We start from the raw sequence: 24,596 nt of genomic DNA, 5'->3' as shown, positions 1-24,596 counted from the left end.
TTAGACAGACTCGACGGCTCGCGAACAAATAGACATATCGGCGGCCGACTCGATTTCTCACCTGGTTCGAATCGAAGGCGCAATAGTCAAACTTTAGTGAAGAGTTCGACGGCCTACTTCGCGACCTCCTCGCCTAGACTCACACGCCTGCTCGCCCCCGCCTGCAGTTCCGGCCACTCAGAAGAGGAGCCAGGAAACTACGGAACTGACCCACGTAGGCATCCAGTAGGCGATAACCAAGGTGAATGGCAGGCCCCACAGCCAAGCCCGTTTCAGGACTGTGTGAGGATCCGAATCATCTCGAAGTGCTGGCTCAATCGGTCCATTAGACACGACGGCAATAATGGTTTCGCCGACCCTGCGATTGTTGAAGTACGAGACGTGTTCCTTAGGCAAGTCGGAGAATCGTTGAGAGTTCACGACAGCAATACTGATCGCGTCCTCCTCCGTGCCTGCCCCTCCGACGCTCACCGGATCGTAGATGGATGCGATATCGACCCATTCCGCTTGTATCGGCCCACCCCAGTCCGCGGAAGGCTGATCCGGCTCCCAATAACGAAAGACGAGGATGCCCGCCAGCGCCAATGCGGCCGCGAACCACATTGTCGGGCCCGCCGCTACGGTCTCCATCGCGTCGAGCAGCACGTCCAGACCGGCTGTGCTCCGCCCCGACGGATCCCCGCCGACGCCCGCCGTCAATCCATCAAAGGTGGTCCTGAGCGACTCGATCAGCGCAGCAACGAGCAACCTGATCGACCTGAGTGCCTCTCCGAAGAGCCATGCCACCCCGACCCCATAAGTAAGAGCGACGACCCAGCCGTACATCACGCGTCCCCAACGAGCACTTCGTGCTGCTCCAAGGTAGTGGGCGCCCGAGCCCACAGTCACCAACGAGTCCACACGCACACGCGCAGACAACATCCGTCCAAGCGACGCTCCTTGTGAATGGCCAACGACCGTGACTGATCTAGCGACCTGCTGCAAGTCAGTGACGCGGTCAGATAAATGACCCAACACTGACTCCAGAATGTCTGGCGTTCGATAAGCCCAAGCGTCACCAACGACGACGGTAAGTAGATAGGTCACAGGACCGACACGACCGCTACCCTTCCTTCGCCAAGCCTCAAAAGCGATGGCGAAGGGTGCCAGAACAATCGTGAGAAGTAGTACGACAGGCAGCACAACGGCGATCCTGAGATACGCGGATTGGAGCAATCCCGCTGTAACGCGGGCCAGACGCGAGAACTTCATCGAGGTGGCATCCGGATCGCTGTGACGCATCCATGCGCCATATCCGCTGATCGCACCACCATGCAAAACCATGTAGGGCAACGTCAAGACTGCCCAGCCCCACACCTGCCGTGGCGACGGAGCAGCTTTATGTTTAACCACAATGGCGTCCCAGTACCCTTCGGCGCACAATACATCAGCGACCGACCCGTCGGTCCGCGGCACCGACATAACGGTAGCGTCAGGCACTGTTGTAGTGGACGCGCCGGCACCACGATCGACAGCACCGGCCAACGCTAGGCAACGCATTCCTGCGTTGAGCGTCTCGCCAGGTCGCTGTCCGCCGACGCCATGGATGAAAAGAATCGCGTGATCAAACTTCGGCGGTCTCGCCCCCTGGCTTCTGCCGTTCGAGACAATGTGCGGTTTAGGGTTATCGTTCATAACGGTTCCAAGCCACCTGTCGCTCTACACACCCAAGACGCCTGACCCCGCTGCAACGAAGCACACGGCCAGGATCACACGACGGCGCGATGTCTGCGGGATTTCCCTCGGTCCCGTGGACCCCGATCACCCACGGGTTAAGAAAGCGACGAGACAGGGCCGCGTCGGCTGGTTTGACGCGACGCAACACTCGACCGCCACTATGCCACCACGGCGATGTTGCCACGCAGAAACGGCTCTCACCCGGGCGTCGCGACCCAGCAGCAGTGCCTGCCACGCGAAACACGGCCGAGTTGCGACCCCCGCCAAACCGTGAGTGCTCGGAAACCACACATCCCCGCGGACGTTTCTCGTGCAAAACAGGCCGATATCGCCTGCATGGATGAACCAACCAACAACAAGTCCGCCAGTGAGCTCGTGGAGCGATTCGGCTACCTCTGGGCACGGGGGATCGCGGAACAGGAGCAGCGAGACCCAGTCAGCGCAGCCAAAGCCGCCGGCGCGAACGACATTCAGGAATGGATCAGGCGCCACCGAACCTGACTCTTGAACGATCAGCCCGAACCGGATCCTCAACTATAGGACGCGACTCCTTCAAGAGGCTCGACCAGACGAACCAGAATCGACTTATCGCGATGAACAGTAATCGACTCAACGAGCGTCCGGATCATCTCGCGGCGGACATCCATCCCGAGCGTCGGCCAGTCCTTGCGGAGCGTCCTAACCTGAGGAGCGGTCCAGGCCTTCGCGGGCGCGCCCGCCACAGTCGCCGCATCTTCCAACGCCACAATCTCAGCGTCGAGCCTGATCCGCTTCGCTGCTACCTCAATGATCGGTAGCGCCCCAGACGTTGCCAGGTCCACCAGCCGACCCCGATCCGCCCGGACCTTCGCCAACTTCTTCTCGATGCGCCGCCTCTGATTCTCCTGCTCCGAACGGACCGCGGGCGCGACCCGCGAAGCCGCGCGCCCAGCCTCCTCCAACAGTGACGCCAAGACATCAAGCCGATCAAACAACGCCGTCTCAACATCCGCAGTTACACGCCAAACCCCACGACACGCCCTGTTGTCCTGCGCCGTCACACACCTCATGATGTAGCCGCGCACGAGTTTCTTGCCGCCAGGGCTCCCGGTAGTACAAGTCATCGGGCCACCACAAAGCCCACACCTAGTGATGCCACTCAACGGCCACCGATACCGGACAGACGACGCATTGCCTCGCATCCGCGCCCGACGGGCCTTGTACGCCGACCACTCCTCCTCAGAGATCAGCCGGTCCTGCGCCCCCGCAACAAGCTCGGTGTCGTTCGCCTCCGACGGCAAACCTCGACCACCCACGCGAAGAAACCCCGCAGCAAACCCGCTATCCATCAGGTCACCGACCAACGAAGACCTCCACTGACCATTCCTCGTCGTCGGCACCCCCAGAGCGATCAGCCGCGACGCGATAGACGCAAGTGAAGACCCGTCAACATACTGACGATACATCTCAGCCAAGACCGGACCCGTCACCGGATCAATCCGATACTCCTCCCGACAATCGCCACCCGGATGACAATCAGGATCTTTCTCGTTCTTCAACAACCAACCAGCCGCCGTAATGGGCTGCGACCGGCACTTGTGGTGCACGTACCCGAAGCGAGGGTCACCGGTATGGGGTAGGCCGCGCGCAATCCTGTACTCCTGGCTATCGCTCCACTGCTCGCTGAAACGGTTCGACTCAAACGAGGCAACCGCGATGAGCATGTCCCGAGAGAACGCCCCCGCCGCCGTCGTAGCATCGACCACCTCAGTCGACGAATACAACTCACCGCCAGCACCCAAGATTCGACCCAAGTTCAGTTGAACACCCGCGTTGTGTCGTCCGAATCGGCTGAACTTATAGACGACGATGCCGTCAGCTCGCCCATCTTCGACCATGCCGATGCCGGCCTGGACCTTCCGGTTGAAGTTCCGACCGGTCGCGTCCGGGTCGACGATCTCCGTCACGATCGTGTGCCCATGCTGGGCGCACCACTCGCGGACAGAACGGAGTTGGATCTCAGGCGATTCCATCGCCTCACGAGCACGCGAAACTCGCGCGTACGCCACAAGACGCAGTTGCGACGGCTGCTTACTCTTCTTGCGCCGCGCCATCAAGAGCACCGCCCCGACAGACCGTCGGTCCGCGCTGTCCGCGACTGTCCCCGTTTCGTGTCACCAGCCACGACCGACCAGCCGTCACCGCACGTCGCGACCACACCACCAACCCGCACGATGCGGCTCACGCTGTCGGTCAACACCTGGGCTGTACGGCCCAGCCGCGACACCCGAGTGACAACAACACCGTCAGCGGCACCAGCCGCCACCAAACCCACAGCCGTCGACAGCCTCGAGTCACCAGTTACGAACACGACATCTTGACCGCCGGGATTGAACTTGAGCGAGTGGCCCGAGCAGGCAACACGCGCTTGCAGCGCCCGCAACTCATCACCTGCAGCGGCGCCGCGCAGCGGGCATCTCGTGTACGCAACGAGACGGAGTGGGCCTTGAAAGTGGGGTTTCTGAACGTCTTGCAGGGGAGTGCTCATGGGGTTCCTATCGGCACGTTTGATGGACGTGTCTTCAGGAACGCAGCCGTTTCGTCGTGCCCACGGTCGCGTCGTCGGTCGACCTCGTCGTCCACCTCGGGATCGACCACCGCGGCGTGCGCCGGGTGAACGAGATCGTCGCCGTGCCCGGCCGCGTGGAGAACGACGTCATCGAGGCCGAGCCGCTCTTCGTGCGGCACGAGCAGGAGCTGCGCCGCACGCACGGGATGCCGTCGCGGCTCGAGCTCTACGAACGCGTCGGCGTCGACGTCCACCGGCTCCTGAACGACGGGCGCTGAGCGTGGGCGCCGTGGTGGGCCTGGGCGTCGGGGTCGGGCTGCTGCTGGTCTGGTCGGCGTTCGCCCTGCCGCGCCGCCCCGAGCGGCCCGCGCGTGCGCCCGGCCGCACCACCCGGCTCCTCGCCGCCGCGGGGATGAGCGAGGTGTCGGCGACCGGCTTCGTCGCGCTGTGCCTGGGCTGCGGTGCCGTCGTCACGGTCCTGGTCCAGGCCGTGTCCTCGACCCCGCCGGTCGCCGCCGCGTTCGGCGCGATCGGCGCCTACCTGCCGGTCGCCGTCGTCACCGGCCGCGCCCGGCGGCGGCAGCGCGAGCTCGCCGAGGTCTGGCCGGAGGCGATCGACAACCTCGCCTCCGCCGTCCGGGCCGGGCTCTCCCTGCCCGACGCCCTCGCCGGGCTGGCGGTCCGCGGGCCGGAGCCGCTGCGGTCGGCGTTCGACGCCTTCGCGCTCGACTACCAGGTCAGCGGCCGGTTCGGTGACTGCCTCGACCGGCTCAAGGACCGGCTCGCCGACCCCGTCGGCGACCGTGTCGTCGAGGGCCTTCGCATCGCCCGCGAGGTCGGCGGCGGCGAGCTCGGCCGGCTGCTGCGCAACCTGTCGGGCTACCTGCGCGACGACCAGCGCACCCGCTCCGAGCTGGAGTCCCGCCAGGCGTGGGCCGTCAACGGGGCCCGCCTGGCAGTCGCCGCGCCGTGGGCCGTGCTGCTGTTCATGTCGACCCAGTCCGAGGTGATCGAGCGGTACCGCTCGCCGGCCGGCGCCGTCGTCCTGGGCATCGGGGCCGGCACCTGCCTGCTCGCCTACCGCGTGATGATGCGCATCGGGCGGTTGCCCGCCGAACGACGGATCCTCTCGTGACCCCCGCGACCTGCGGCGCGCTCCTCGGCGGCACGGGCGCACTCGGGTTGCTCCTCGTCGTGCGCCGGGTGCTGGTGATCCGTCGCCCGCAGCTCGCGATCCGGGTGCTGCCCTACGTGCGCGACCTCCCGCAGACCGGGGGCCTGACGCGCACCGTTCGACCGCCGACGTCGGCCGCGGTAGGGGTCTTCGGGCCACCGCTGCGGGCCGCCGCCGACGGCGTCGAACGGGTCCTCGGCGGCGCGGCCTCGGTCGAACGCCGGCTGCGCCGGGCCGGCATCGACAAGAGCGTGCACGAGCTCCGCGTCGAGCAGGTCCTCTGGGGTCTCGTCGCGTTCGCCGTCGTCGCGGCCTACTCCGTCCTGCGCGCGCTGGCCGGCCCGACCCCGTCGCTCGGCCCGCTCCTGCTGTGCGGAACCGCGTTCGCCGCCGGGGTGCTCGCTCGCGACAGCTGGCTCACGAGCCAGGTCAAGGCCCGCGAGCGCCGGATCCTCGCGGAGTTCCCCACCCTGGCCGAGCTGCTCGCCCTCGCGGTGGCAGCGGGGGAGGGCCCCGTCGCGGCCCTCGACCGGGTCGTCCGCCGCAGCGGCGGCGAGCTCTCCCACGACCTCGGCCGGGTGCTGGCCGCGGTCCGCACCGGCGAGCCGGTCGGTTCGGCGTTCGACGCGATGGCCGCGGCGACCGGGTTGCCGCTGGTCTCGCGATTCGCCCAGGGCATCGCGATCGCCATCGAGCGCGGGACGCCGCTCGCCGACGTCCTGCACGCCCAGGCCGGCGACGTCCGCGAGGCCGGCCGCCGCGAGCTGATCGAGGTCGCCGCTCGCCGCGAGGTGCTGATGATGGTGCCGGTGGTGTTCCTCGTGCTCCCGGTGACCGTCGTGTTCGCGTTCTGGCCCGGCCTGATCGGACTGTCCCTCACGATCTCCTGAATCCTCCTGAATCCCTGGCCTCTCGGAAAGGAACCACCATGGGAAAGCTCCTCGACCACCTGCTCCGCCTCCAGGTCGTGCTCCTGGTCCACCTCGTGCCGCGACTGGTCCCTCGCACCGACCGGCGGCGACGTGACGACCGTGGCGACGTCCCGGGCTGGGTGCTCGTCACGGTGATGAGCGCGGCCATCGTGATGGGCATCTGGGGCATCGCGAAGCCGCAGCTGGAGCAGATGCTGCAGGCCGCGCTCAACAAGGTGAAGTAGTGGCCCGACCTGGCCGGCGCGCGCGGGGCGAGCGGGGGGCCGCGGTCGTCGACTTCGTGCTGGTGCTCGTCGTGCTGGTCCCGCTCGTGCTCGGGATCATCCAGCTCGCGCTCGTGCTGCACGTGCGCAACACGCTCGCCTCGGCGGCCGCCGAGGGCGCGCGGTACGCCGCCACCCAGGACCGCGGTCCCGGCGCCGGGGAGGCCCGCACCCGCGACCAGGTCGAGGGCGCCGTCTCGGGCCGGTTCGCCGACGACGTCACCGTGCGCCGGGTGAGCGTGGGCGGCGTGCCGACGATCGAGGTCGTCGTCCGGGCGAGCGTGCCGGCGCTCGGGATCGGCGGCCCGGCCGTGCAGATCGAGGTCGAGGGTCACGCGGTGGAGGAACCGCCGTGAGACCGCTCCTCGGCCGGGCACCCCGCGACGAGCGCGGCAGCGCGATCGTCGAGCTGGTCTGGCTCGGCGTCCTCCTGCTGGTCCCGATGGTGTGGGTGGTGATCACGCTCTTCCAGGTGCAGAGCGGCGCGTTCGCCGTGACCACGGCTGCCCGCTCGGCGGGCCGGGCCTTCGCGCTCGCCCCGACCGACGCGCAGGGGGAGGTCGCCGCGCGGCAGGCCGCCCGCCAGGCCCTCGACGACCAGGGCCTCGACGGCGTCCCGGTCACCGTGCACGTCTCGTGCACGCCGTACCCCGACCAGTGCCACAGCGGGACCTCGGTCATCACGGTCCGCGTCGAGACCGCCGTGACCCTGCCGCTCCTGCCCGACGTCCTCGGCAGCGGGCGCCCGCGGTTCGCGCTCGACGCCACCCACACCGTCCCGATCGGGCAGTACCAGGAGATCACCGGTGCGGCGCAGGAATAGCCAGCGGGGCTCGGTCAGCCCGCTGATCGTCGGCTTCGCCGTGGTCCTGCTCATGGTGGTCGCGGTCGTCGTCGACGCCAGCCAGGCGTTCCTCCAGCGCCAGTCGCTGGCCACCCTCGCCGAGGGTGCGGCGCTGCGGGCCGCCGACCTGGGCGCCGAGGGCCGCGAGGTCTACACCGGCGGGCTCGGCGACGACCCGCTCGCCCTGACGCCGGGCCGGGCCCGCGCCGCCGTCCGCGACTACCTCGCCGACGTCGGTGCGTACGGCGAGCACCCCGGCCTCCGCTACGACGTCCGCGTCACCGGCGACCGCGTCGAGGTCAGCCTGACCGCCCGCGTCGAGCTGCCGCTCACCTTCCCCGGCACCGACGGGCACGCCAGCGTCACCGGTTCCGGAGCGGCGATCGCCGACCCCGAGTGACCCTCACCCGGTCGTGAGGACGACGAGCCGCTGGGTCGCGCGCGTCATCGCGACGTAGCGGTCGACCGCCCCCGCGATGCCGTCGGTGCCGTCGCCGAAGGCGTCGGGGTCGAGGACCACGGCCAGGTCGAACTCGAGGCCCTTCGACAGCTCCGGCGTCAGCACCCGCACCCGCGAGGACGCCGCCACGACCGCGCTGCCCCTGACGCCGTCGACGGAGCCGGACGCCGTGATCACGCAGGCCGTGCCCTCCGCGTGCGCGGACAGCCACTCGTCGAGGACGACGTCGAGGTCGGTGTGCGGACGATGCTCGACGGGCACGCCGCCGGCGCGGACCGACGTCGGCACGTTGGCGTCGGGGAGGGCGGCCCGGATCACCGGCTCGGCCTCGGCCATCACCTCCGCCGGCGTGCGGTAGTTGATGCTCAGCGACGCCAGCGTGACGTGGTCGAGGCCGATCCGCCCCAGCCGCTCCTGCCACGACTCGGCGAACCCGCGCCGGGCCTGCGCGCGGTCGCCCACGATGGTCAGGCTGCGCGAGGGGCAGCGGCTCAGCAGCATCCGCCACTCCGCGTCGGTCAGCTCCTGGGCCTCGTCGACGACGACGTGCGCGAACGGACCCGCGAGCGCGTCGGGGTCCGCGGAGGGGACGGCGTCGACGTCGACCAGGCGCTCGTGCAGGTCCTCCTGGTGCAGCATCGACAGCGCGTCGACGTCGTCGCCGGCCTCGAGGATCCGGTCGACGGCCTCGCCGATCTGCTGCCGCTGCGTCGCGGCCGAGGCCTCCTGGCGGCGCCGGCGGCGCGAGGCCTCCGGGTCGCCGAGGCGCTGGCGGGCGGCGTCCAGGAGCGGCAGGTCGGCCGTCGTGAACGCCTGCGGGTCGGCACGCTGCAGCGCCCGGACCTCGTCCGGGTCGAGCCACGGCGCGCACCGGCGCAGGTAGGCCGGCACCGACCACAGGTCGCCGACGACGTCGGCCGCCTCGAGCAGCGGCCAGGCCCGGGTGAGGGTCCCGACCAGGTCGGCGTCGCCCCGCAGCGCGCGGCCCAGCTGCTCCGGTGGGACGTCGGCGTCGTCGACCTTGTCGGTCAGGATCTCGACGAGCGCCTCCCAGACCTGGTCGCGGCCCTCGTTGTGCGGCGTCCCGGGCTCCGGCGCCGCGAACGCCTCCGCCCAGTCGGCGGTGCTGACCCACAGGTCGGCCCACGGGGTGTCGACGGCCAGCCCCTCGGACGGCGGCTCCTCGTAGAGAGCGATCGCCGGCTCGACCGCGCCGACCATCGCGGCCGTCGCCTTCAACTGAGCGACCTCCGGGTCGGCCTCGACCGTCGCCGTCGCGCCCTCGGGGACGAGGTCGCGCAGCGTGCAGGTCCGCACCCCCTCCTCGCCCAGGCTCGGCAGCACGTCGCCGACGTAGGCCAGGTAGGGCTGGTGCGGTCCCACGAACAGGACGCCGCCGCGCCGGTGCCCGAGCCGCGGGTCGGCGTACAGGAGGTACGCCGTGCGGTGCAGCGCCACGACGGTCTTGCCGGTGCCCGGACCGCCGTCGACGACCAGCGCGCCGCGCGAGCCCGCCCGGATGATCGCGTCCTGGTCGGCCTGGATGGTGCCGAGCACGTCGCGCATCCGCGCCGACCGGTTGCTGCCGAGGCTGGCGATGAACGCCGACTGGTCGTCGAGCGCCGCGGCGTGGCCGGCCAGCCCGGCGTCGGTGAAGACCTCGTCCCAGTAGTCGCTGATCCGGCCTGCGGTCCAGCGGTAGCGGCGCCGGCTGGTCAGCCCCATCGGCCGGGCGTGGGTCGCGCCGAAGAACGGCTCGGCGGCCGGGGAGCGCCAGTCGAGCAGCAGCCGGTCGCCCGCCCGGTCGGTGAGGCCGAGGCGCCCGACGTACACGTGCTCGCCGCCGCCGCCGCCGCCGCCGTCGCCGCCACCGGTGTCGAGGACCATGTGGCCCAGGCACAGGTCGAGCCCGAAGCGCTGGAGCGTCCGGAGCCGGGCGGTGAGCCGGTGCACCTCCAGGTCTCGGTCCATGGCGGCCTGGCCGATGCCCCCGGCCTGCCGGCGGGCGGCGTCGATGCGCTCGGTGAAGTCGGCCACCGACTGCGCCAACGAGGCGCCGATGGCGGCGAGGTGGGCCTCGTCGGCGGCGATCAGGGACGGGTCGGCCTTGGCCGCGAGCCGGCCGGGCAGGGCGAACGAGGACGGGGCGGCGGGCGTGGGGGAGGAGGTCACGGCCGGTGATTCTGGGCCCGGCCGGGGGCCTTGCCACAAGCCCCGGGGGCGGCTATACCTTGGAAGTGGAGAGGAGCGGGTCTCCCTTCCTTCGTCGTCCCCGGGGCCCGCTGCCGCCGCCGACAGGGCCGATGTGCGGACCGGCGAGTAGCCTTGCTCCTTGTGGCAGGCACCGACTTCGAGACCGAGATCAAGCAGCTCCAGGCGACGATGCACACGATCGGCCAGGTCCTCGACCTCGACGGCATGCGCGTCGAGATCGACGACCTCGGTGAGCAGGTCGCAGCGCCCGACCTGTGGGACGACGTCGACCGCGCCACCGGCATCACCGGCCGGCTCTCCGCGCTGCAGGGCACGCTCGACCGCTTCCACGAGCTCGAGACCCGCGTCGAGGACGCCGGGCTGATGCACGAGATGGGCCAGGAGGAGGGCGACGCCGACACCCTCGCAGAGGCCCTGCGCGAGCTCGAGAAGGTCCGCAAGGCCGTCGAGAGCCTCGAGGTCCGCACCCTGCTCAACGGCGAGTACGACGCCCGCGAGGCCCTCGTCTCGATCCGCTCCGGCGCCGGTGGCGTCGACGCCGCCGACTTCGCCGAGATGCTGATGCGGATGTACGTCCGCTGGGCCGAGCAGCACGACTACAAGGTGGAGGTCTTCGAGACCTCCTACGCCGAGGAGGCCGGGCTCAAGTCCGCCACCTTCGCCATCCACGCGCCGTACACCTACGGCACGCTCAGCGTCGAGGCCGGCACCCACCGCCTCGTGCGGATCAGCCCGTTCGACAACCAGGGCCGCCGCCAGACCAGCTTCGCCGCGGTCGAGGTCGTGCCGGTGCTCGAGCAGACCGACGAGATCGACATCCCCGACGAGGAGATCCGCGTCGACGTCTACCGCTCGGGCGGGCCCGGCGGCCAGAGCGTCAACACCACCGACTCCGCCGTCCGGCTCACCCACCTCCCCACCGGCACCGTCGTCTCCTGCCAGAACGAGAAGAGCCAGCTGCAGAACAAGGCGAGCGCGATGGTCGTGCTCAAGGCCAAGCTGCTCGCGCGCAAGAAGGCCGAGGAGAAGGCGCACCTCGACTCGATGCGCGGCGACGTGCAGGCCAGCTGGGGCGACCAGATGCGCAACTACGTGCTGAACCCGTACCAGATCGTCAAGGACCTCCGCACGGGCTACGAGGAGGGCAACCCCTCCACCGTGTTCGACGGCGACCTCGACGGGTTCCTCGAGGCCGGCATCCGCTGGCGGCGTGGGTCCGAGAAGGCCGAGTCCAGCTAGCCCGGCCCCCGGGCCGCGCCACTACGGTGGCCGCGTGAGCACTCCCGACGCCGTCCGGTCCGCCGCCGAGGCGCTCCTGACGGGTCTCGACGACCACCGCCGCGCCACCTTCCTGCTGCGGCTCGACCGGTGGTGGCCCGACCTGCTGGCCGGGGTCGCCGCCGTCCACGGCGACGCCGAGCGGGTCGCCACCCGGCTGGTCGAGGTCGCCGCGCGGGGGTACGCCGACCGGCCCGACGACCTGCACCGCCTCGACGAGCGTCGGTTGCTCCGCCCCGACTGGATCCAGCAGCCGGACGCCGTGGGCTACGCCTGCTACACCGAGCGGTTCGCCGAGGACGGCACCCTCGCCGGGCTGGCCGAGCGGCTCGACCACCTGCGCGACCTCGGGGTCACCTACCTGCACCTGATGCCGCTGCTGATGCCGCGCGAGGGCGACAACGACGGCGGGTACGCCGTGGCCGACTACCGCGCCGTCCGGCCCGACCTCGGCACCGTCGACGACCTGCGCGACCTCGCCACGGTGCTGCGCGCGCACGGGATCAGCCTCGTCGTCGACCTGGTCCTCAACCACGTCGCCCGCGAGCACGCGTGGGCCCGCGCCGCCCGGGCCGGCGACGCGACGTACCGCGACTACTTCCACGTCTTCGCCGATCGCGCCGCCGCGGGTGGCCCCGACGAGCTCGAGCGCACGCTGCCCGAGGTCTTCCCCGACTTCGCGCCCGGCAGCTTCACCGACGACCCGGACCTCGACGCGTGGGTCTGGACGACCTTCAACTCCTTCCAGTGGGACCTGAACTGGGCCAACCCCGCCGTCCTCGTCGAGTACGCCGACATCGTCGTCGACCTGGCCAACCTCGGCGTCGAGGTGCTCCGCCTCGACGCCATCGCGTTCCTGTGGAAGCGCCTCGGCACCAGCTGCCAGAACCAGCCCGAGGTGCACGCGCTGACCCAGGCGCTGCGCGCCACCGCCCGGATGGCGGCACCCGCGCTGCTGTTCAAGGCCGAGGCGATCGTGGGGCCGCGCGACCTCGTGCCCTACCTCGGCGTCGGCGAGCACACCGGCCGGGTCAGCGACCTCGCCTACCACAACAGCCTCATGGTGCAGGTCTGGTCGATGCTCGCGACCGGCGACACCGTGCTGGCCCGCCAGGCCCTCGCCGGCCTGCCCCCGACGCCGCCGAGCGGCACGTGGATCACCTACCTGCGCTGCCACGACGACATCGGCTGGGCGATCGACGACGCGGACGCCGGCGCGGTCGGCCTCACCGGCCCGGGCCACCGGCACTTCCTGGCCGACTTCTACGCCGGGGACCACCCCGGGTCCTGGGCCGAGGGCCTGGTCTTCCAGCACAACCCCGACACCGGTGACCGCCGGATCAGCGGTACCGCGGCGTCGCTGGCCGGCCTCGGCGCGCACCGCCGCGACCCCGACGGCGCCTTCGCCCGGCTCTACCTCGGCCACGCGGTCATCGCCGGCTGGGGCGGCGTCCCGGTGATCTGGAGCGGCGACGAGCTCGGCCTGCCCAACGACCCCGACTGGGCCGCCGAGCCCGGCCACGCCGACGACAACCGCTGGGCGCACCGGCCGCGGGTGACCGACGCCGCCGTCGCGCGCCGCCACGACCCCGGCACCGACGAGGGCCGGGTGCACTCCGGGATCGCGCACCTGCTGCGCACCCGCCGCACGCTCCCGCAGCTGCACGCCGGCGCTCCGGTCGAGGTGCTCACCGACACCGACCCCGGCGTGCTCGCCGTGGTGCGCCGGCACCCGAGCGGCGTCCTGGTCGGGCTCTACAACGTCACCACGACGCCCCGGCCGTTCCCGCTCGGCCGGCTGCACGACCTCGGGCTGGCCCGGCCGCTCGACGCGCTCGGCGGGCACGCCGTCACCGCCGGAGCCGACGGCGTGGTCTGGCTGCCGCCGTACGCCGCGTGGTGGGTCGTCGAGGGCTAGCTAGTCCTCGGGGTCGGGGACGACGCTCGCGGCGCCCTGCGCGACCGCGACGCACCACTCGCCGGTGCGGTCGAGCGCCTCGGAGCCGGGGAGCGCGGCGGTGCGCGCCTCGAGCGAGCACGACAGCCACGCGTCGCCGAAGAGCCCCCGGAACGTCGTCACGGTGCGCCCGCCCCGCTCGCAGGTGAGCGCGACGCTCGGCCTCCCGAACGCGGCGGCGCCCCGGACCGGCGTGCAGCCGTCCTCGGCGCGGGCCGCCTCGACGAGGCGGCGCCCCTCGGCGACGGTCACCGCGGGTGCGAAGACCCAGGCCCGCGCGGTCGCCCCGCCGCTGGTCCAGGTGCACGCGAACTCGTGCGCCACGTCGCGGACCCCAGGCACGACGGGGGCGGGCTGGCCGTCGCGGTAGGACACCTCGTCGGTCGCCGGCGCGCCGAGCGCGCGCTCGACGGCCTCGGACGGCAGCGCACCGCAGAACTCGGCCCGCGGGACCGCGACGGTCAGCGTGTCGTAGTCGGCCAGCGGTGTCGGCGGCACCGTCGTCGGGGTGCTCGGTGCCGGGGGAGCGGCGGTGTCGTCGTCGCCGCCGAGGGTGAGGGAGACGCCCACCGCGACCACCACGGCCGTCGCCAGGAGGGCCAGGAGGAGGACGCGGACGGCGGACGACACCCCGCCACGATACGGAGGAGGTCCGCTGGGTGCCTGGGCCGGTCGCGTACCGTCGGGTCAGTGATTCGCTTCGAGAAGACCACGGTGTCCTATCCGGGACCCGGGAAACCAGCCCTCAACCAGGCGTCCATCAACGTCGACAAGGGCGAGTTCGTCTTCCTGGTCGGCGCGTCCGGGTCGGGCAAGTCGACCGCGCTCAAGCTCGTCCTGCGCGAGATGCGGCCGACGTCCGGTCGGGTCTACGTCGCCGGCAAGGAGATCAACCGCCTCGCCGCGTGGAAGGTCCCGCGCCTGCGTCGCCAGATCGGCACCGTGTTCCAGGACTTCCGGCTCCTCCAGGGCAAGACCGTCTCGGAGAACGTCGCCTTCGCCATGCAGGTGATCGGACGCCCGGGTCGCGAGATCCGCAAGACCGTCCCCGAGACCCTCGAGCTGGTCGGCCTGTCCGACAAGGGCAACCGGATGCCCGACGAGCTCTCCGGCGGCGAGCAGCAGCGCGTCGCCATCGCCCGGGCCATGGTCAACAAGCCGATGATCCTCATCGCCGACGAGCCCACCGGCAACCTCGACCCCACCACGTCGGCCGGCATCCTCACGCTCTTCGACCAGATCAACGAGACCGGCACCACGGTGCTCATGGCCACCCACGACCACGGCGTCGTCGACCGGATGCGCAAGCGGGTGGTCGAGCTCGAGCACGGAAGCGTCATCCGCGACGAGGCCGACGGCGGCTACGGGTTCGAGCACTGACCGGCTGACCCAGCCAGCACCCGACTTCCCCACGGGGCACACCGCACCTCACCGCCCCGCACACCACAGGAGTACCCGGCTTCATGCAGCTGCGCCACGTCAGCACCAACCTCCGCCAGGGCCTGCGTCGCAACCTGTCGATGCACGCCGCCGTCATCCTCACGCTCTTCGTGTCGCTGAGCCTCGCCGGCATCGGCGTCATGCTCAGCAAGCAGGCCGACCTCACCGCCGAGGCGATCGGCAACGAGCTGCAGATCTCGGTCACCCTCTGCGTGCCGAACGAGTCCGACTTCCCGCAGTGCGTCGCCGAGGTGACGCCCGAGCAGGAGACCGCGATCAAGGCCGCGATCGACGAGAACCCCGAGGCACGCAGCTACGAGGAGATCTCGAAGGCCGAGGGTCTGCAGAAGATCAAGGACCTCGGCGTCATCGACGAGAAGCAGCTCGAGGGCGACAACCCGATCTTCACCGAGGCCGACGTGCCGAAGACGATCCGGGTCACCCTGAACGACCCCGAGGAGTACGACGGCCTCGTCAGCGCCCTGCAGAACCTCGACGGCGTCCGCGACATCACCACCGCCCGCGAGCTCGTCGGACCGGTCTTCGCGACCATCGACGCGATCAAGTGGGCCGCCTGGGGCGCCGCGGCGATCCTGGTGCTGGCCGCCGTGATGCTCGTCGCCAACACGATCCGGCTCGCCGCGCTCGCCCGGCGCAAGGAGATCGAGATCATGCGCCTGGTCGGCGCCTCGCGGATCTTCATCTCGCTGCCCTTCGTGCTCGAGGCGCTGTTCAACGCGGTGATGGGCGTGGCGCTGTCCGCCGGCGCGCTCGCGGCGTTCACGCGCTGGGGGATCATCAAGGGCATCGACCCGAAGTTCGACGGGTTCCCGTTCGTCGGCTGGCCGGAGTACGGCTTCACCGTGGTCGTGCTCGCGATCGCCGGTCCGGTGCTCACCGTGCTCCCGACACTCCTGCTGACCCGCAAATACCTCAGATTCTGATCCGCGTCACCTACGGTCGAGACGTTCACTTCCCCGAACGAACGGCAGTCCCTGTGCGCTCCTTCCCCGGCGCCGCGCGACAGCGAGTGGCCGCGACAGCAGTCGCGCTCACCTCGCTTGCGGCTCTCACCCTTCCCCTGGCCGTCCCCCTGGCCCACGCCGACGAGGACGACCTCAAGAACCGCAAGCGCGACGTCCAGGGCCAGATCGACGACGCGGCCGACGACCTCCACGAGGCCAGCCGACAGGCGTCGCGCGCGAACGCGGCGCTCGTCTCGGCCCGCGACCGGCTCACGGCCGCCCGCGCCGACCTGGCGGCCGCGCGCACACGGCTGGCGGACGCCCGCGAGCGCGACGCCCAGCTGCAGTCCGAGCTCGACGCGGCCGAGGCCGAGCTGGTGGCGGCGGACGCGGCGTACGCCAGCGGTGTCGCGGAGGTCGAGGAGCAGCGCGGCGTCGTCCGCGACAACGTCATCGGCATCTACACCGACGGCGACCCGCGGCTGCAGGCGCTGAGCAGCCTGCTCGACAGCACCTCGCTGAGCGACATCAACGACCGCCGGCTGGCCGACCAGGTGATCACCGGCGCCCAGACCTACGCCTTCGACCGGCTCGAGGAGGTCGAGGCCGAGCTGGCCGACGAGGCCGCCGCCGTCGAGCGGACCAAGCGGGCCGTCGAGACCAAGCGTGAGGAGGCCGCCGACCACCTCGTCGCGATGCAGGATCTGGTCGAGGAGACCGACGCCGCCAAGGTCGCCGTCCAGGGCTACCTCGGCGAGGCGCGCACCGCCCGCCAGCAGGCCCTCGCCGCACGGTCCCGCGACCGGGCAACCCTCCAGGCGCTGAAGCAGCGCGAGGCCCGCATCCAGGAGCAGCTCGAGGCGCTCGCCCGCCGCCAGGAGGGTCGGACCGGCTACACCGGCGACGCCGGCGGCTTCCTCGACTACCCGGTCGCCGGGGGCTACGTGACCTCGCCGTTCGGCTACCGCACCCACCCGATCTACGGCTACTACAGCCTGCACAACGGCACCGACTTCGGTGCCTCGGGCGGCTGCGGCACCCCGCTGGTGGCCGCGGCCGGCGGTCGGGTCATCGACACCTACTACGACTCGGTCTACGGCAACCGGCTGTTCCTCTCCGTCGGCAACGTCAACGGCAAGAACCTGGTGCTCATCTACAACCACATGACGTCGTACCGGGCCTCCGAGGGTGACCAGGTCGCCCGCGGCGAGGCCGTCGGGACGATGGGCACCACCGGCTGGTCGACCGGGTGCCACCTGCACTTCACGGTGATGGCCGACGGCACCGCCGTCGACCCGATGCCCTACCTCTGACGCAGTCGAGGCGTTCGCGCCCCCGGGACGCCTCGACCTGCGAGCCTGGTCGTCATGGACTTCCTCGGGGCCTGCGCCACCGCGACAGCACGGCGTGGCGAGACTGGCTGGGCGCTCGCGGACGCCGCGGACGCCGCGCTCGCCGTCCTCGGGCACGGCGAGCGGGGCACGGCGGGTGGAGCGGACGGGGCCGACCGGACGCAGGCGCGTGGCGCGACGCGCCTGGACGCGCTCCACCAGCGCTTCGGTCTCACCGCCGTCGAGACCGCGCTGCTCGAGGTGGCCGCGGCGGCCGAGCAGAGCGTCGCCGGCCACCTGCTGCTCGGGTTGCTCTCGGGTGACGACCGGCCGGGACGCCCGACCGTGGCGCTCGCGCTCGAGCTCGCAGGTGTCGGAGTCGACGCGCGATCGGCGCACCGGCGCCTGGGACCGCGCGCGGCACTGGTGCGCTACGGCCTCGTGCGGGCCGTCGGCGCCGACGTCCTGCTGAGCCGCCGTCTGGTGCTGGACGACCGGGTGGCGGCCTACCTCGCCGAGGACGACGTGCCGTCGAGGACCACGCTGTCGATGCTGCTGGACGCCGTCCCGGTCGAGCTCGAGGGCACCGACGAGGTGGTCGCCGCGCTGCGGGCCGACCACGGGCTGGTGTGGGTGCACGCCCCCGGCGGGGGCGCCGGCGCGGCGATGGCCGCAGCCGCCTGTGCCCGCCTGGACGTGCCGTGCCTGGTCGCCGACCTCGGGCGGCTCGACCCTTCGGTGTCGGTCGAGGACGGCGTCGCCGGACTCGTCCTGGAGGCCGGCCTGGCCGGAAGCGTGCTCATCGTCCTCGGGGCGGAGCGGGCCCGGCCCGAGCAGTGGGGCCACGCCGCCGTGCCGGTCTGCGCGGTGAGCAGCGACCCGTGGGACCCCGGCTGGTCCGGCGACCTGCCCGTCACCGTGCTCGCGCCGCGACTGTCGGTCGCGCAGCGCCAGGAGCTCTGGCGCCCGCTGCTGGGCGAGGCGTCCACGAGCCGCGAGATCACGACGATGCCGTTGTCGCCCGAGCAGATCGTGGCGGTCGGTCGGCACGCGACGGCCACCGCGGCCGTCAACGGCGAGGGGCGCGTCTCGGCGGAGCGGGTGCGGCACTCGGCACGCACCCTGAGCCGCGGGCGGTCCGTGCGGGCCAACGCCTCGTCGGCCGCGACCCTCGACGACCTGGTGCTCCCGCCTGCGGCCCTGGGCGAGGTGCGCCGGCTGCTCGACTGGGCCCGCTACCGCGACGAGGTCGTCGCGCTGGGCCCGCTGCACGGCAAGGGCGGCAAGGGCATCGGCATCTGCGCGCTGTTCTCCGGTCCTCCCGGCACCGGCAAGACCCTCGCGGCGCACGTCATCGCCGACTCGCTCGGAATGGACCTCTACCAGGTCGACCTGTCGAGCATCGTCGACAAGTACATCGGGGAGACCGAGAAGAACCTGGAGAAGGCCTTCGTCGAGGCCGAGGCGACCAACGCGGTCCTCTTCTTCGACGAGGCCGACGCGCTGTTCGGGTCCCGCTCGGCGGTCAACGACGCCAAGGACCGCTACGCCAACCAGGAGATCGCCTACCTGCTGCAGCGGATGGAGCAGTTCGACGGGATCACGGTGCTCGCGAGCAACCTGCGCGGCAACCTCGACCCGGCGTTCGCCCGGCGGTTGCACTTCATGGTCGCGTTCCCCGACCCGGACGTGGACACGCGCCGTCGCCTGTGGGAGCACCACCTGGCCGGACTCGACCTGGACCCCGCCGACCCCATCGACGTCGACTGGCTGTGCGCGACCGTGGAGATGGCCGGGCGCGACATCCGCAACATGGTGCTGGCCGCGGTGTACTCGGCCGTCGGCGAGTCCGTGCCGCTCGGCATGCGCCACGTCGACGACGCCGTGCGGCGCGAGCACCTCAAGCTCGGGCGACGTCCCCCGACCGGGCGGACCAAATCGGCTGTTCCCGGGATCCGCTGAGCCGCAGGCGGCAGAATCCTGCGGGAGGCCTCCGACGGTCTCGACCGAGGAGCCCCCCCACCATGACGGATGAGCTGGCACACGCCCGCCGCACCGACGACGTCGACGTCCCGGCGCCCGCCCCCGCGCCCGTCGTGGAGGGCCCGGCGGCGCCGGCTCTCGTGGTCGGGCACGCCGAGGACCACGCCGAGGCCGACGCGGACCGTCGAGCCGACCAGGCGCTGGCCCGGCTGACCCGCAGCGCCGTGGGCGCCGACGGCGCCACCGAGGTCGACACCCACCAGCACGGGCCGGGCTGCGACCACGTGCGCCGCTCGGCGTCCCTGCCGCCGGCAGGCGCGGCCGTCGGCCACGAGGGAGGCGCGGTGCCGACCGACGCCGCCGACCGGATCGAACGGCTGCGTGGCTCCGGGCAGGCGTTGCCCGCCACCACCCGCTCCCAGATGGAGGGCGCTTTCGGTGCGTCGTTCTCCGGCGTCCGCATCCACACCGGCCCGGAGGCATCGAGGCTCAATCGGCTGGTCTCGGCGCGAGCCTTCACCACCGGGCGGGACGTCTTCTTCGGCGAGGGCGAGTTCCAGCCGGACTCGCGTGAGGGGCAGCGGACCCTGGCGCACGAGCTCGCGCACACGCTGCAGGGCGGCAGTGGTGTCCACCGGCTGGGCTTCTTGGAACGGGCCAAGCTGGCGACCGGTCTGGGCAGCGACCAGGAGCGCAGCACCTGGGAGGCCGAGGCCGACCAGGAGAGACGTCGGAAGGAGGCGGCGGCCGAGCAGCGGCGGGTGCAGAAGGAGCACGACAAGCTGATCGAGGAGCAGAACGCCGTCGCGCTCAAGGAGCACGAGCGTCGGATGGCGGTGGAGAAGCAGCGCAAGGCCCAGGAGGTCAAGCAGCAGAAGCTGGCCAAGGCTGCCGCCGCCAAGAAGCTGAAGGCCGATGCCGCCACGACCAAGGTGGCCGAGGACGCGCAGGTGCCCGCGCTGGCCGCCGAGCGCGTCGCGGGGGTCGCCGGGCGGGCCGCCGCCGTCGAGGCGGTCAAGGGCGACGCGACCGCGCGCGGACCGAAGGACAGGCCCGTCGAGGTCACGAACACCGAGACCGGCGCCGTCGTGCGGACCACGACCGGGGACGGCGCCAAGGTGGCGGGCAAGGAGGAGAGGGATCGCTACCACCTGCTGGCCGAGGCGCTCGCCGACGAGAAGCGACGGATCGCCGAGGCGGTCGCCGCCGGGATCGTGCTGACCGCCGAGGACCGCATGCGGATCTTCGACGAGGTCTGGCAGACCCCCAGGTACGCCCCGGTCGTCTCGGGCAAGCCGACCCGCACGACGGCCGACGAACGACAGCTGCGCGCCAACAACCAGATGATGGTCCAGGAGGAGGGCGACGCCCTCGGGGAGCACGCCGAGTCGCACCGCCGGGTCCAGGCCGCGGTCGTCAAGCTCAACAAGCCCACCGACGGCACCGCGCCCGTCGCGCTCGAGGACATCGACGTCGACCAGCTCCGACTCGACGACCACGCCGCCCACGCCATCGCGCCGCCGACCCGGCGGCGAGCGGGAGCGGTGGCGCCGGACCCGGGCGAGACCGAGGACGTCGTCGTCGAGACGTCCGGCGCCGTGCACGAGGCCGGGATCGAGCCGGCGACCGCCGGCCTCGGTCTGGCCGGCGCGGTCAAGGACTACCGCGTCAACAACGCTCCCGCGGCGCCCGCAGCACCTGCCAAGGCCGCCGGGTCAGGCGCGGCCCCGGTCTCCGCGCCGGAGAGCAGCCCGGACCTCGTCCCGGACGCGGGCGGGGCCTCGGGCACGGGTCCGGACGTCGCCAAGGAGCCCGGGGCGGTCCTCGGGACGGACGTCGGCACGGACGCGGCCAAGGAGACTGGCAAGGACGCCGCCAAGGAGACCGGCAAGGAGACCGGCAAGGACGGGCCCGAGGAGGAGGACTACGTCTCGAAGGAGACCGAGGTCGCCGAGGCCATGGGGCTGGTCAAGGACGCCGTCGCCGCCGTCTACGAGATCATCGACGCCGGCCGCCGGGTCTACTACGCCCACAAGAACGCCGACTCCGGGGAGCCGGGCGCCCGGCTCGAGTTCGCCAAGGCGTCCGGGGCCGCCGTCCAGACCGCCACCAGCGTCGCCAAGACGTCCGCGAGCGTCGCGGCGGCGATCACCCCCTCCCTGGCCAAGGCCGTGGGCAAGGTCGTCCCGGGGTTCAACATCGCGATCGCCGTCGAGTCCCTCATCGCGGCCGGGTTCGAGCTGAAGGAGACCATCGGCTCGCGCAGCACCGCGACCGAGGCCCTCCTGCAGGCTCGCGCGGACTCGGCCGGCAAGGAGGTGAGCTCGATGGTGGGCACCCTGGTCCACGTCGTCGACGCCGTGGACCTGCGCCTGTCCCGTGCGGTCGCCGACGCCGCCGGCGCGGTGCTCAGCGTGATCTCCAGCATCGGCTCCGTCGTGGCGCTCCCGGTCGCCGCCATCCTCGAGGCCGGCAACTCGGTGGCCAGCATCGCGGCCAAGATCGCCCACCTGATCGCCGACGAGATCCGGGCGCGTGCCGCCCAGACCGCCAACAACGACAGCGCCCTCGCCCTCGAGGGTGCGGCGCGCGAGAAGCTGCGCAAGGACCCGAAGACGGCGGCCAGGAGCCTGGTCCAGAACGCCCGGTCCGGCAACGACCAGGCGCGGGCGGTCCTGAAGAGCTGCGGCATCTCGGCCCAGCACCTGCAGTCGATGACGGTCCGCGACCTCGAGACCCAGATCCTCAAGACCTTCAACGAGAGCGGCGACCCGCTGACCCTCGTGCAGAAGATCGAGGCCCTCGGCGACAAGATCAGCGCCTACCTCAGCAAGGACGACGACGCGGTGGCGCCGGCCCGGGGCGGGATCGGCGCAGCCTCCGTGCGGGTCCTCCCGCCGCCGCTACCCACGGCCGCGGGGGCAGCGACACCGTGAGCCCACTCGTGAGCCCACTCGTGAGCGCCTCTGCCCGACTCTTCGAGCGCACGCGCGCGGCGTTCGCCGCCGTCGGGCTCGACGTCGCGCCGGACGACGAACTGCACACCTTCACCCTGCGTGCCGGAGACGACCCGGCGGTCCCGACGGTCGTGGTGGTGATGGCCGGCTCCGAGACCGTCTGCTGCTACGCCGTCTGGCCGGTGCTGGTGCCCGAGGGGCTGCGGACGGAGACGTCGATGCTCGTGGCCCGCGCCAACGCGACGCTCACCACCTCCGCCCTGGAGCTCGACCTCGACACCGGCGGGCTGTCGGCCCGCGCGGCGGTGCGCACCGACCGGCTCGACGACGTCGCGGCGCACCTCCTGGGCGTGCTGCTCGAGGACGCCGTCCTCGAGGCGAACCGGGCCCTGGCGGTGCACCGCCGTGCCGTGGAGGCGGTCCTGGAGGGTGCTTCCGCGGCGGCGGCCATCGCGCTGCGGCTGCCGGACTGACCGGGCGCGGCGCGGGTCCGCCGTCGACGGTGCTCCGGGCGAGGTCGAACCGGCTTGCCGACGCTGCGAGAATGGGTCCATGGCCAGGGAGCAGGGGCGCAAGCTGATCGCGCAGAACAAGAAGGCGCGGCACGACTACGCCATCGACGACGTCTTCGAGGCCGGCCTCGTGCTGCAGGGCACCGAGGTGAAGTCGCTGCGCCAGGGCCGGGCCTCGCTGGTCGACGGGTTCGTCGACATCGACCGGGGCGAGGCGTGGCTGCACGGCGTCCACATCCCGGAGTACTCCCAGGGGACCTGGACCAACCACGCCGCCCGCCGCAAGCGCAAGCTGCTGCTGAACCGGGTGGAGATCGACAAGATCGAGCGCCGGGTCACCGAGAAGGGGCTGAGCGTCGTCCCGCTGTCGCTGTACTTCCTCGACGGCCGCGCCAAGATCGAGATCGGCATCGGCAAGGGCAAGAAGTCGTGGGACAAGCGCCAGTCGCTGGCCAAGCGCGACGCGCAGAACGAGATCCAGCAGGAGGTCGGGCGCCGCCTCAAGGGCATGCGTGACTGACCTCCATCGCGACGCCCCCGCGGTCCGGGAGTTCTGGACGGGGCTGGGGCTGCCCGGGTTGTTCGACGTCCACGTGCACTTCCTGCCGCCCAACATCCAGCGCGCGGTGTGGGCGGTCTTCGACGCCGCCGGTCCGAAGATCGGCCGTGCATGGCCGATCCGCTACCGGACCTCGCACGAGGAGCGACTGGCGACGCTGGAGGAGCTCGGGGTGCGCCGGTTCTCGACGTTGCCGTACGCCCACAAGCCGGGCGTCGCGACGTACCTCAACAACTGGTCGGCGGAGTTCGCCGCCGCCCGACCGCAGGTGCTCCGGTCGGCGACGTTCTACCCCGAGCCGGACGCCGCGGCGTACGTCGCCGCCGAGGTCGCGGGCGGCGCCGCCGTCTTCAAGATCCACCTGCAGGTGGGGGAGTTCCACCTCGACGACCCGCTGCTCGACGGCGTCTGGGGCGTGCTCGAGGACGCCGGCACCCCGGTCGTCGTGCACGCCGGCTCGGGGCCGGTCGGCAACGACTTCACCGGGCCCGCGTCGATGGAGCGGTTGCTGCGCCGCTTCCCGCGGCTCGCGATCATCGTGGCCCACCTGGGTGCGCCCGAGTGCGAGGCCTTCCTGGCCCTGGCCGAGCGCTACGACCGCGTGCACCTCGACACCACCATGGTCTTCACCGACTTCTTCGGCGTCGACTACCCCGCCGACCTGCTGCCGCGGCTGCGCGACCTGCAACCGAAGGTGCTGCTGGGCTCCGACTTCCCGACCATCCCGTACCCCTACGTGGAGCAGCTGACCGGGCTGGCCGCGCTCGACCTGGGTGACGACTGGATGCGCGACGTGTGCTGGCACAACGGCGTCCGGTTGTTCGACGCCCCGGCGGGCTGACCGGGTCGCTCAGCGCGTCGTCGAGCCGGTCGCACCGGCAACTGAGGTGCTCCGGGTGTGCCCCGCCCGCTACGATGGTCGAGCACGACAACTCAAGAGGGGCTGATCGGTTTCGACTTGGGACGTTAGTTCCAGGAGAAGCGGGTCGAGGAGCCAGCGTCATCTCGTAAACGATCGCTGGAAACCAATAACTGCCAACGCTAAGCGCAGTTCCTTCGCTCTCGCCGCCTGAGCGGTGATCGAAGCGTCAGACCGGGCATCCGTCTCCGTCCCGGACCCTGGCGTCATCTAGGAGACTTGCTGCTCACCTCTCGTCAGGAGGGGTGACCGGGACTCAAACCTGACTGGGCCTGTCGGCGACGCGTCTGCGCGAGCGCCGGGGCCGAGAAACCGTCATCGCAGACTGCACCCGGAGAAGACCTGGTTCGACGCTCGAGGACGCGGGTTCGATTCCCGCCAGCTCCACACCGGGGTCTTCGCAGAATGAACGCGAAGTCTTCGCAGAATTGCCGGTCCCGGCGGGTCACGCCGCCGAGACTCAGCCCTCTTGAACGAGAGCCGCTCCGACACCACGTCGGAGCGGCTCTCGTGCTGTCTCCGCACGGTGGTTGAGGAGGTTGCG

The 24,596-nt window shown here is 71.4% G+C and carries 21 protein-coding genes and 1 other RNA gene; 18 read left to right on the top strand and 4 right to left on the bottom strand.

Going from position 1 to position 24,596, the window contains the following annotated elements; genetic code table 11:
• Window positions 1-177: 177 nt before the first annotated feature.
• A complete protein-coding gene (locus tag E4623_RS03400; RefSeq protein ID WP_134765072.1) occupies window positions 178-1,455 on the bottom strand; it encodes a hypothetical protein in 1,278 nt (425 codons plus the stop codon).
• A 791-nt stretch (window positions 1,456-2,246) separates the two neighbouring features.
• The gene (locus E4623_RS03395; protein ID WP_134765071.1) at window positions 2,247-3,809 is read right to left on the bottom strand and encodes a recombinase family protein; all 1,563 of its coding nucleotides are present in this window, start codon (window positions 3,807-3,809) and stop codon (window positions 2,247-2,249) included.
• 490 nt (window positions 3,810-4,299) lie between these two features.
• Between E4623_RS03395 and E4623_RS03390 the strand changes: the two genes are divergently transcribed.
• The 7 genes from E4623_RS03390 to E4623_RS03360 are packed head-to-tail and all read left to right on the top strand — an operon-like array spanning window position 4,300 to window position 7,877.
• Window positions 4,300-4,542 (top strand): CpaF/VirB11 family protein, encoded by a 243-nt coding sequence (locus tag E4623_RS03390; RefSeq protein ID WP_245154820.1) that lies wholly within the window; start codon window positions 4,300-4,302, stop codon window positions 4,540-4,542.
• Between the two features lie 2 nt (window positions 4,543-4,544).
• Window positions 4,545-5,399: a type II secretion system F family protein gene (locus tag E4623_RS03385; RefSeq protein ID WP_134765070.1), complete on the top strand. Its 855-nt coding sequence runs from the start codon at window positions 4,545-4,547 to the stop codon at window positions 5,397-5,399.
• A complete protein-coding gene (locus E4623_RS03380; RefSeq protein WP_134765069.1) occupies window positions 5,396-6,328 on the top strand; it encodes a type II secretion system F family protein in 933 nt (310 codons plus the stop codon). The genes E4623_RS03385 and E4623_RS03380 overlap by 4 nt, the downstream gene beginning before the upstream one ends.
• 38 nt (window positions 6,329-6,366) lie before the next feature.
• Window positions 6,367-6,594: a hypothetical protein gene (locus tag E4623_RS03375; RefSeq protein WP_134765068.1), complete on the top strand. Its 228-nt coding sequence runs from the start codon at window positions 6,367-6,369 to the stop codon at window positions 6,592-6,594.
• Window positions 6,594-6,989 (top strand): TadE/TadG family type IV pilus assembly protein, encoded by a 396-nt coding sequence (locus E4623_RS03370; RefSeq protein ID WP_134765067.1) that lies wholly within the window; start codon window positions 6,594-6,596, stop codon window positions 6,987-6,989. Before E4623_RS03375 ends, E4623_RS03370 begins: the two co-directional genes overlap by 1 nt.
• A complete protein-coding gene (locus E4623_RS03365; protein WP_134765066.1) occupies window positions 6,986-7,456 on the top strand; it encodes a hypothetical protein in 471 nt (156 codons plus the stop codon). The genes E4623_RS03370 and E4623_RS03365 overlap by 4 nt, the downstream gene beginning before the upstream one ends.
• Window positions 7,440-7,877: a pilus assembly protein TadG-related protein gene (locus tag E4623_RS03360; protein WP_245154819.1), complete on the top strand. Its 438-nt coding sequence runs from the start codon at window positions 7,440-7,442 to the stop codon at window positions 7,875-7,877. Before E4623_RS03365 ends, E4623_RS03360 begins: the two co-directional genes overlap by 17 nt.
• Window positions 7,878-7,880: 3 nt before the next feature.
• Here E4623_RS03360 and helR read toward each other — a convergent pair whose 3' ends face one another.
• Window positions 7,881-10,109, bottom strand: coding sequence for an RNA polymerase recycling motor ATPase HelR (gene helR, locus E4623_RS03355; protein WP_134765065.1), 2,229 nt, complete (start codon window positions 10,107-10,109; stop codon window positions 7,881-7,883).
• Between the two features lie 162 nt (window positions 10,110-10,271).
• On the opposite strand from helR, the gene prfB reads away from it, so the two are divergent.
• Entirely contained in the window at window positions 10,272-11,390 is a 1,119-nt protein-coding gene (prfB, locus tag E4623_RS03350; protein ID WP_134765064.1) for a peptide chain release factor 2, read from the top strand.
• Between the two features lie 34 nt (window positions 11,391-11,424).
• Window positions 11,425-13,347 (top strand): alpha-amylase family protein, encoded by a 1,923-nt coding sequence (locus tag E4623_RS03345; protein ID WP_209020464.1) that lies wholly within the window; start codon window positions 11,425-11,427, stop codon window positions 13,345-13,347.
• Here E4623_RS03345 and E4623_RS03340 read toward each other — a convergent pair whose 3' ends face one another.
• Window positions 13,348-14,016 carry a hypothetical protein gene (locus tag E4623_RS03340; protein ID WP_134765063.1) on the bottom strand — a complete coding sequence of 223 codons (669 nt, stop codon included), beginning with the start codon at window positions 14,014-14,016 and terminating at the stop codon, window positions 13,348-13,350.
• Window positions 14,017-14,076: 60 nt separating this feature from the next.
• On the opposite strand from E4623_RS03340, the gene ftsE reads away from it, so the two are divergent.
• The 9 genes from ftsE to ssrA all read left to right on the top strand — a co-directional run bounded on the left by ftsE (window position 14,077) and on the right by ssrA (window position 24,442).
• On the top strand, window positions 14,077-14,766 hold the full coding sequence (ftsE, locus tag E4623_RS03335) for a cell division ATP-binding protein FtsE (protein ID WP_134765062.1): 690 nt from the start codon (window positions 14,077-14,079) through the stop codon (window positions 14,764-14,766).
• An 83-nt stretch (window positions 14,767-14,849) separates the two neighbouring features.
• Window positions 14,850-15,770, top strand: a complete 921-nt coding sequence (gene ftsX / locus E4623_RS03330) for a permease-like cell division protein FtsX (RefSeq protein WP_134765061.1) — start codon at window positions 14,850-14,852, stop codon at window positions 15,768-15,770.
• Between the two features lie 86 nt (window positions 15,771-15,856).
• Complete coding sequence (locus tag E4623_RS03325; protein ID WP_134765060.1) at window positions 15,857-17,104, top strand: M23 family metallopeptidase; 1,248 nt, start codon at window positions 15,857-15,859, stop codon at window positions 17,102-17,104.
• Window positions 17,105-17,158: 54 nt separating this feature from the next.
• A complete protein-coding gene (locus E4623_RS03320) occupies window positions 17,159-19,084 on the top strand; it encodes an ATP-binding protein (protein WP_134765059.1) in 1,926 nt (641 codons plus the stop codon).
• 62 nt (window positions 19,085-19,146) lie between these two features.
• Window positions 19,147-22,041, top strand: coding sequence for a DUF4157 domain-containing protein (locus tag E4623_RS22455; RefSeq protein WP_167736443.1), 2,895 nt, complete (start codon window positions 19,147-19,149; stop codon window positions 22,039-22,041).
• Between the two features lie 8 nt (window positions 22,042-22,049).
• A complete protein-coding gene (locus tag E4623_RS03310; protein WP_134765058.1) occupies window positions 22,050-22,535 on the top strand; it encodes a hypothetical protein in 486 nt (161 codons plus the stop codon).
• A gap of 79 nt (window positions 22,536-22,614) precedes the next feature.
• Window positions 22,615-23,094, top strand: coding sequence for an SsrA-binding protein SmpB (gene smpB, locus E4623_RS03305; protein WP_134765057.1), 480 nt, complete (start codon window positions 22,615-22,617; stop codon window positions 23,092-23,094).
• The gene (locus E4623_RS03300; RefSeq protein WP_134765056.1) at window positions 23,087-23,974 is read left to right on the top strand and encodes an amidohydrolase family protein; all 888 of its coding nucleotides are present in this window, start codon (window positions 23,087-23,089) and stop codon (window positions 23,972-23,974) included. The genes smpB and E4623_RS03300 overlap by 8 nt, the downstream gene beginning before the upstream one ends.
• A gap of 98 nt (window positions 23,975-24,072) precedes the next feature.
• Window positions 24,073-24,442, top strand: a transfer-messenger RNA (tmRNA) gene (ssrA, locus tag E4623_RS03295).
• Window positions 24,443-24,596: the final 154 nt, after the last annotated feature.

The organism is Nocardioides sp. 1609, from assembly GCF_004522105.1.
Classification (GTDB): domain Bacteria; phylum Actinomycetota; class Actinomycetes; order Propionibacteriales; family Nocardioidaceae; genus Nocardioides.
Note: the sequence above shows the minus strand (reverse complement) of the source record. Positions and strands in the feature narration are given on the sequence as shown.

Excerpts from the sequence above, each read along its gene's own strand:
- ftsX (WP_134765061.1), top strand. The coding sequence starts at position 14,850 with ATGCAGCTGCGCCACGTCAGCACCAACCTCCGCCAGGGCCTGCGTCGC.
- E4623_RS03395 (WP_134765071.1), bottom strand. The coding sequence starts at position 3,809 with ATGGCGCGGCGCAAGAAGAGTAAGCAGCCGTCGCAACTGCGTCTTGTG.
- E4623_RS03375 (WP_134765068.1), top strand. The coding sequence starts at position 6,367 with ATGGGAAAGCTCCTCGACCACCTGCTCCGCCTCCAGGTCGTGCTCCTG.
- E4623_RS03320 (WP_134765059.1), top strand. The coding sequence starts at position 17,159 with ATGGACTTCCTCGGGGCCTGCGCCACCGCGACAGCACGGCGTGGCGAG.
- smpB (WP_134765057.1), top strand. The coding sequence starts at position 22,615 with ATGGCCAGGGAGCAGGGGCGCAAGCTGATCGCGCAGAACAAGAAGGCG.
- E4623_RS22455 (WP_167736443.1), top strand. The coding sequence starts at position 19,147 with ATGACGGATGAGCTGGCACACGCCCGCCGCACCGACGACGTCGACGTC.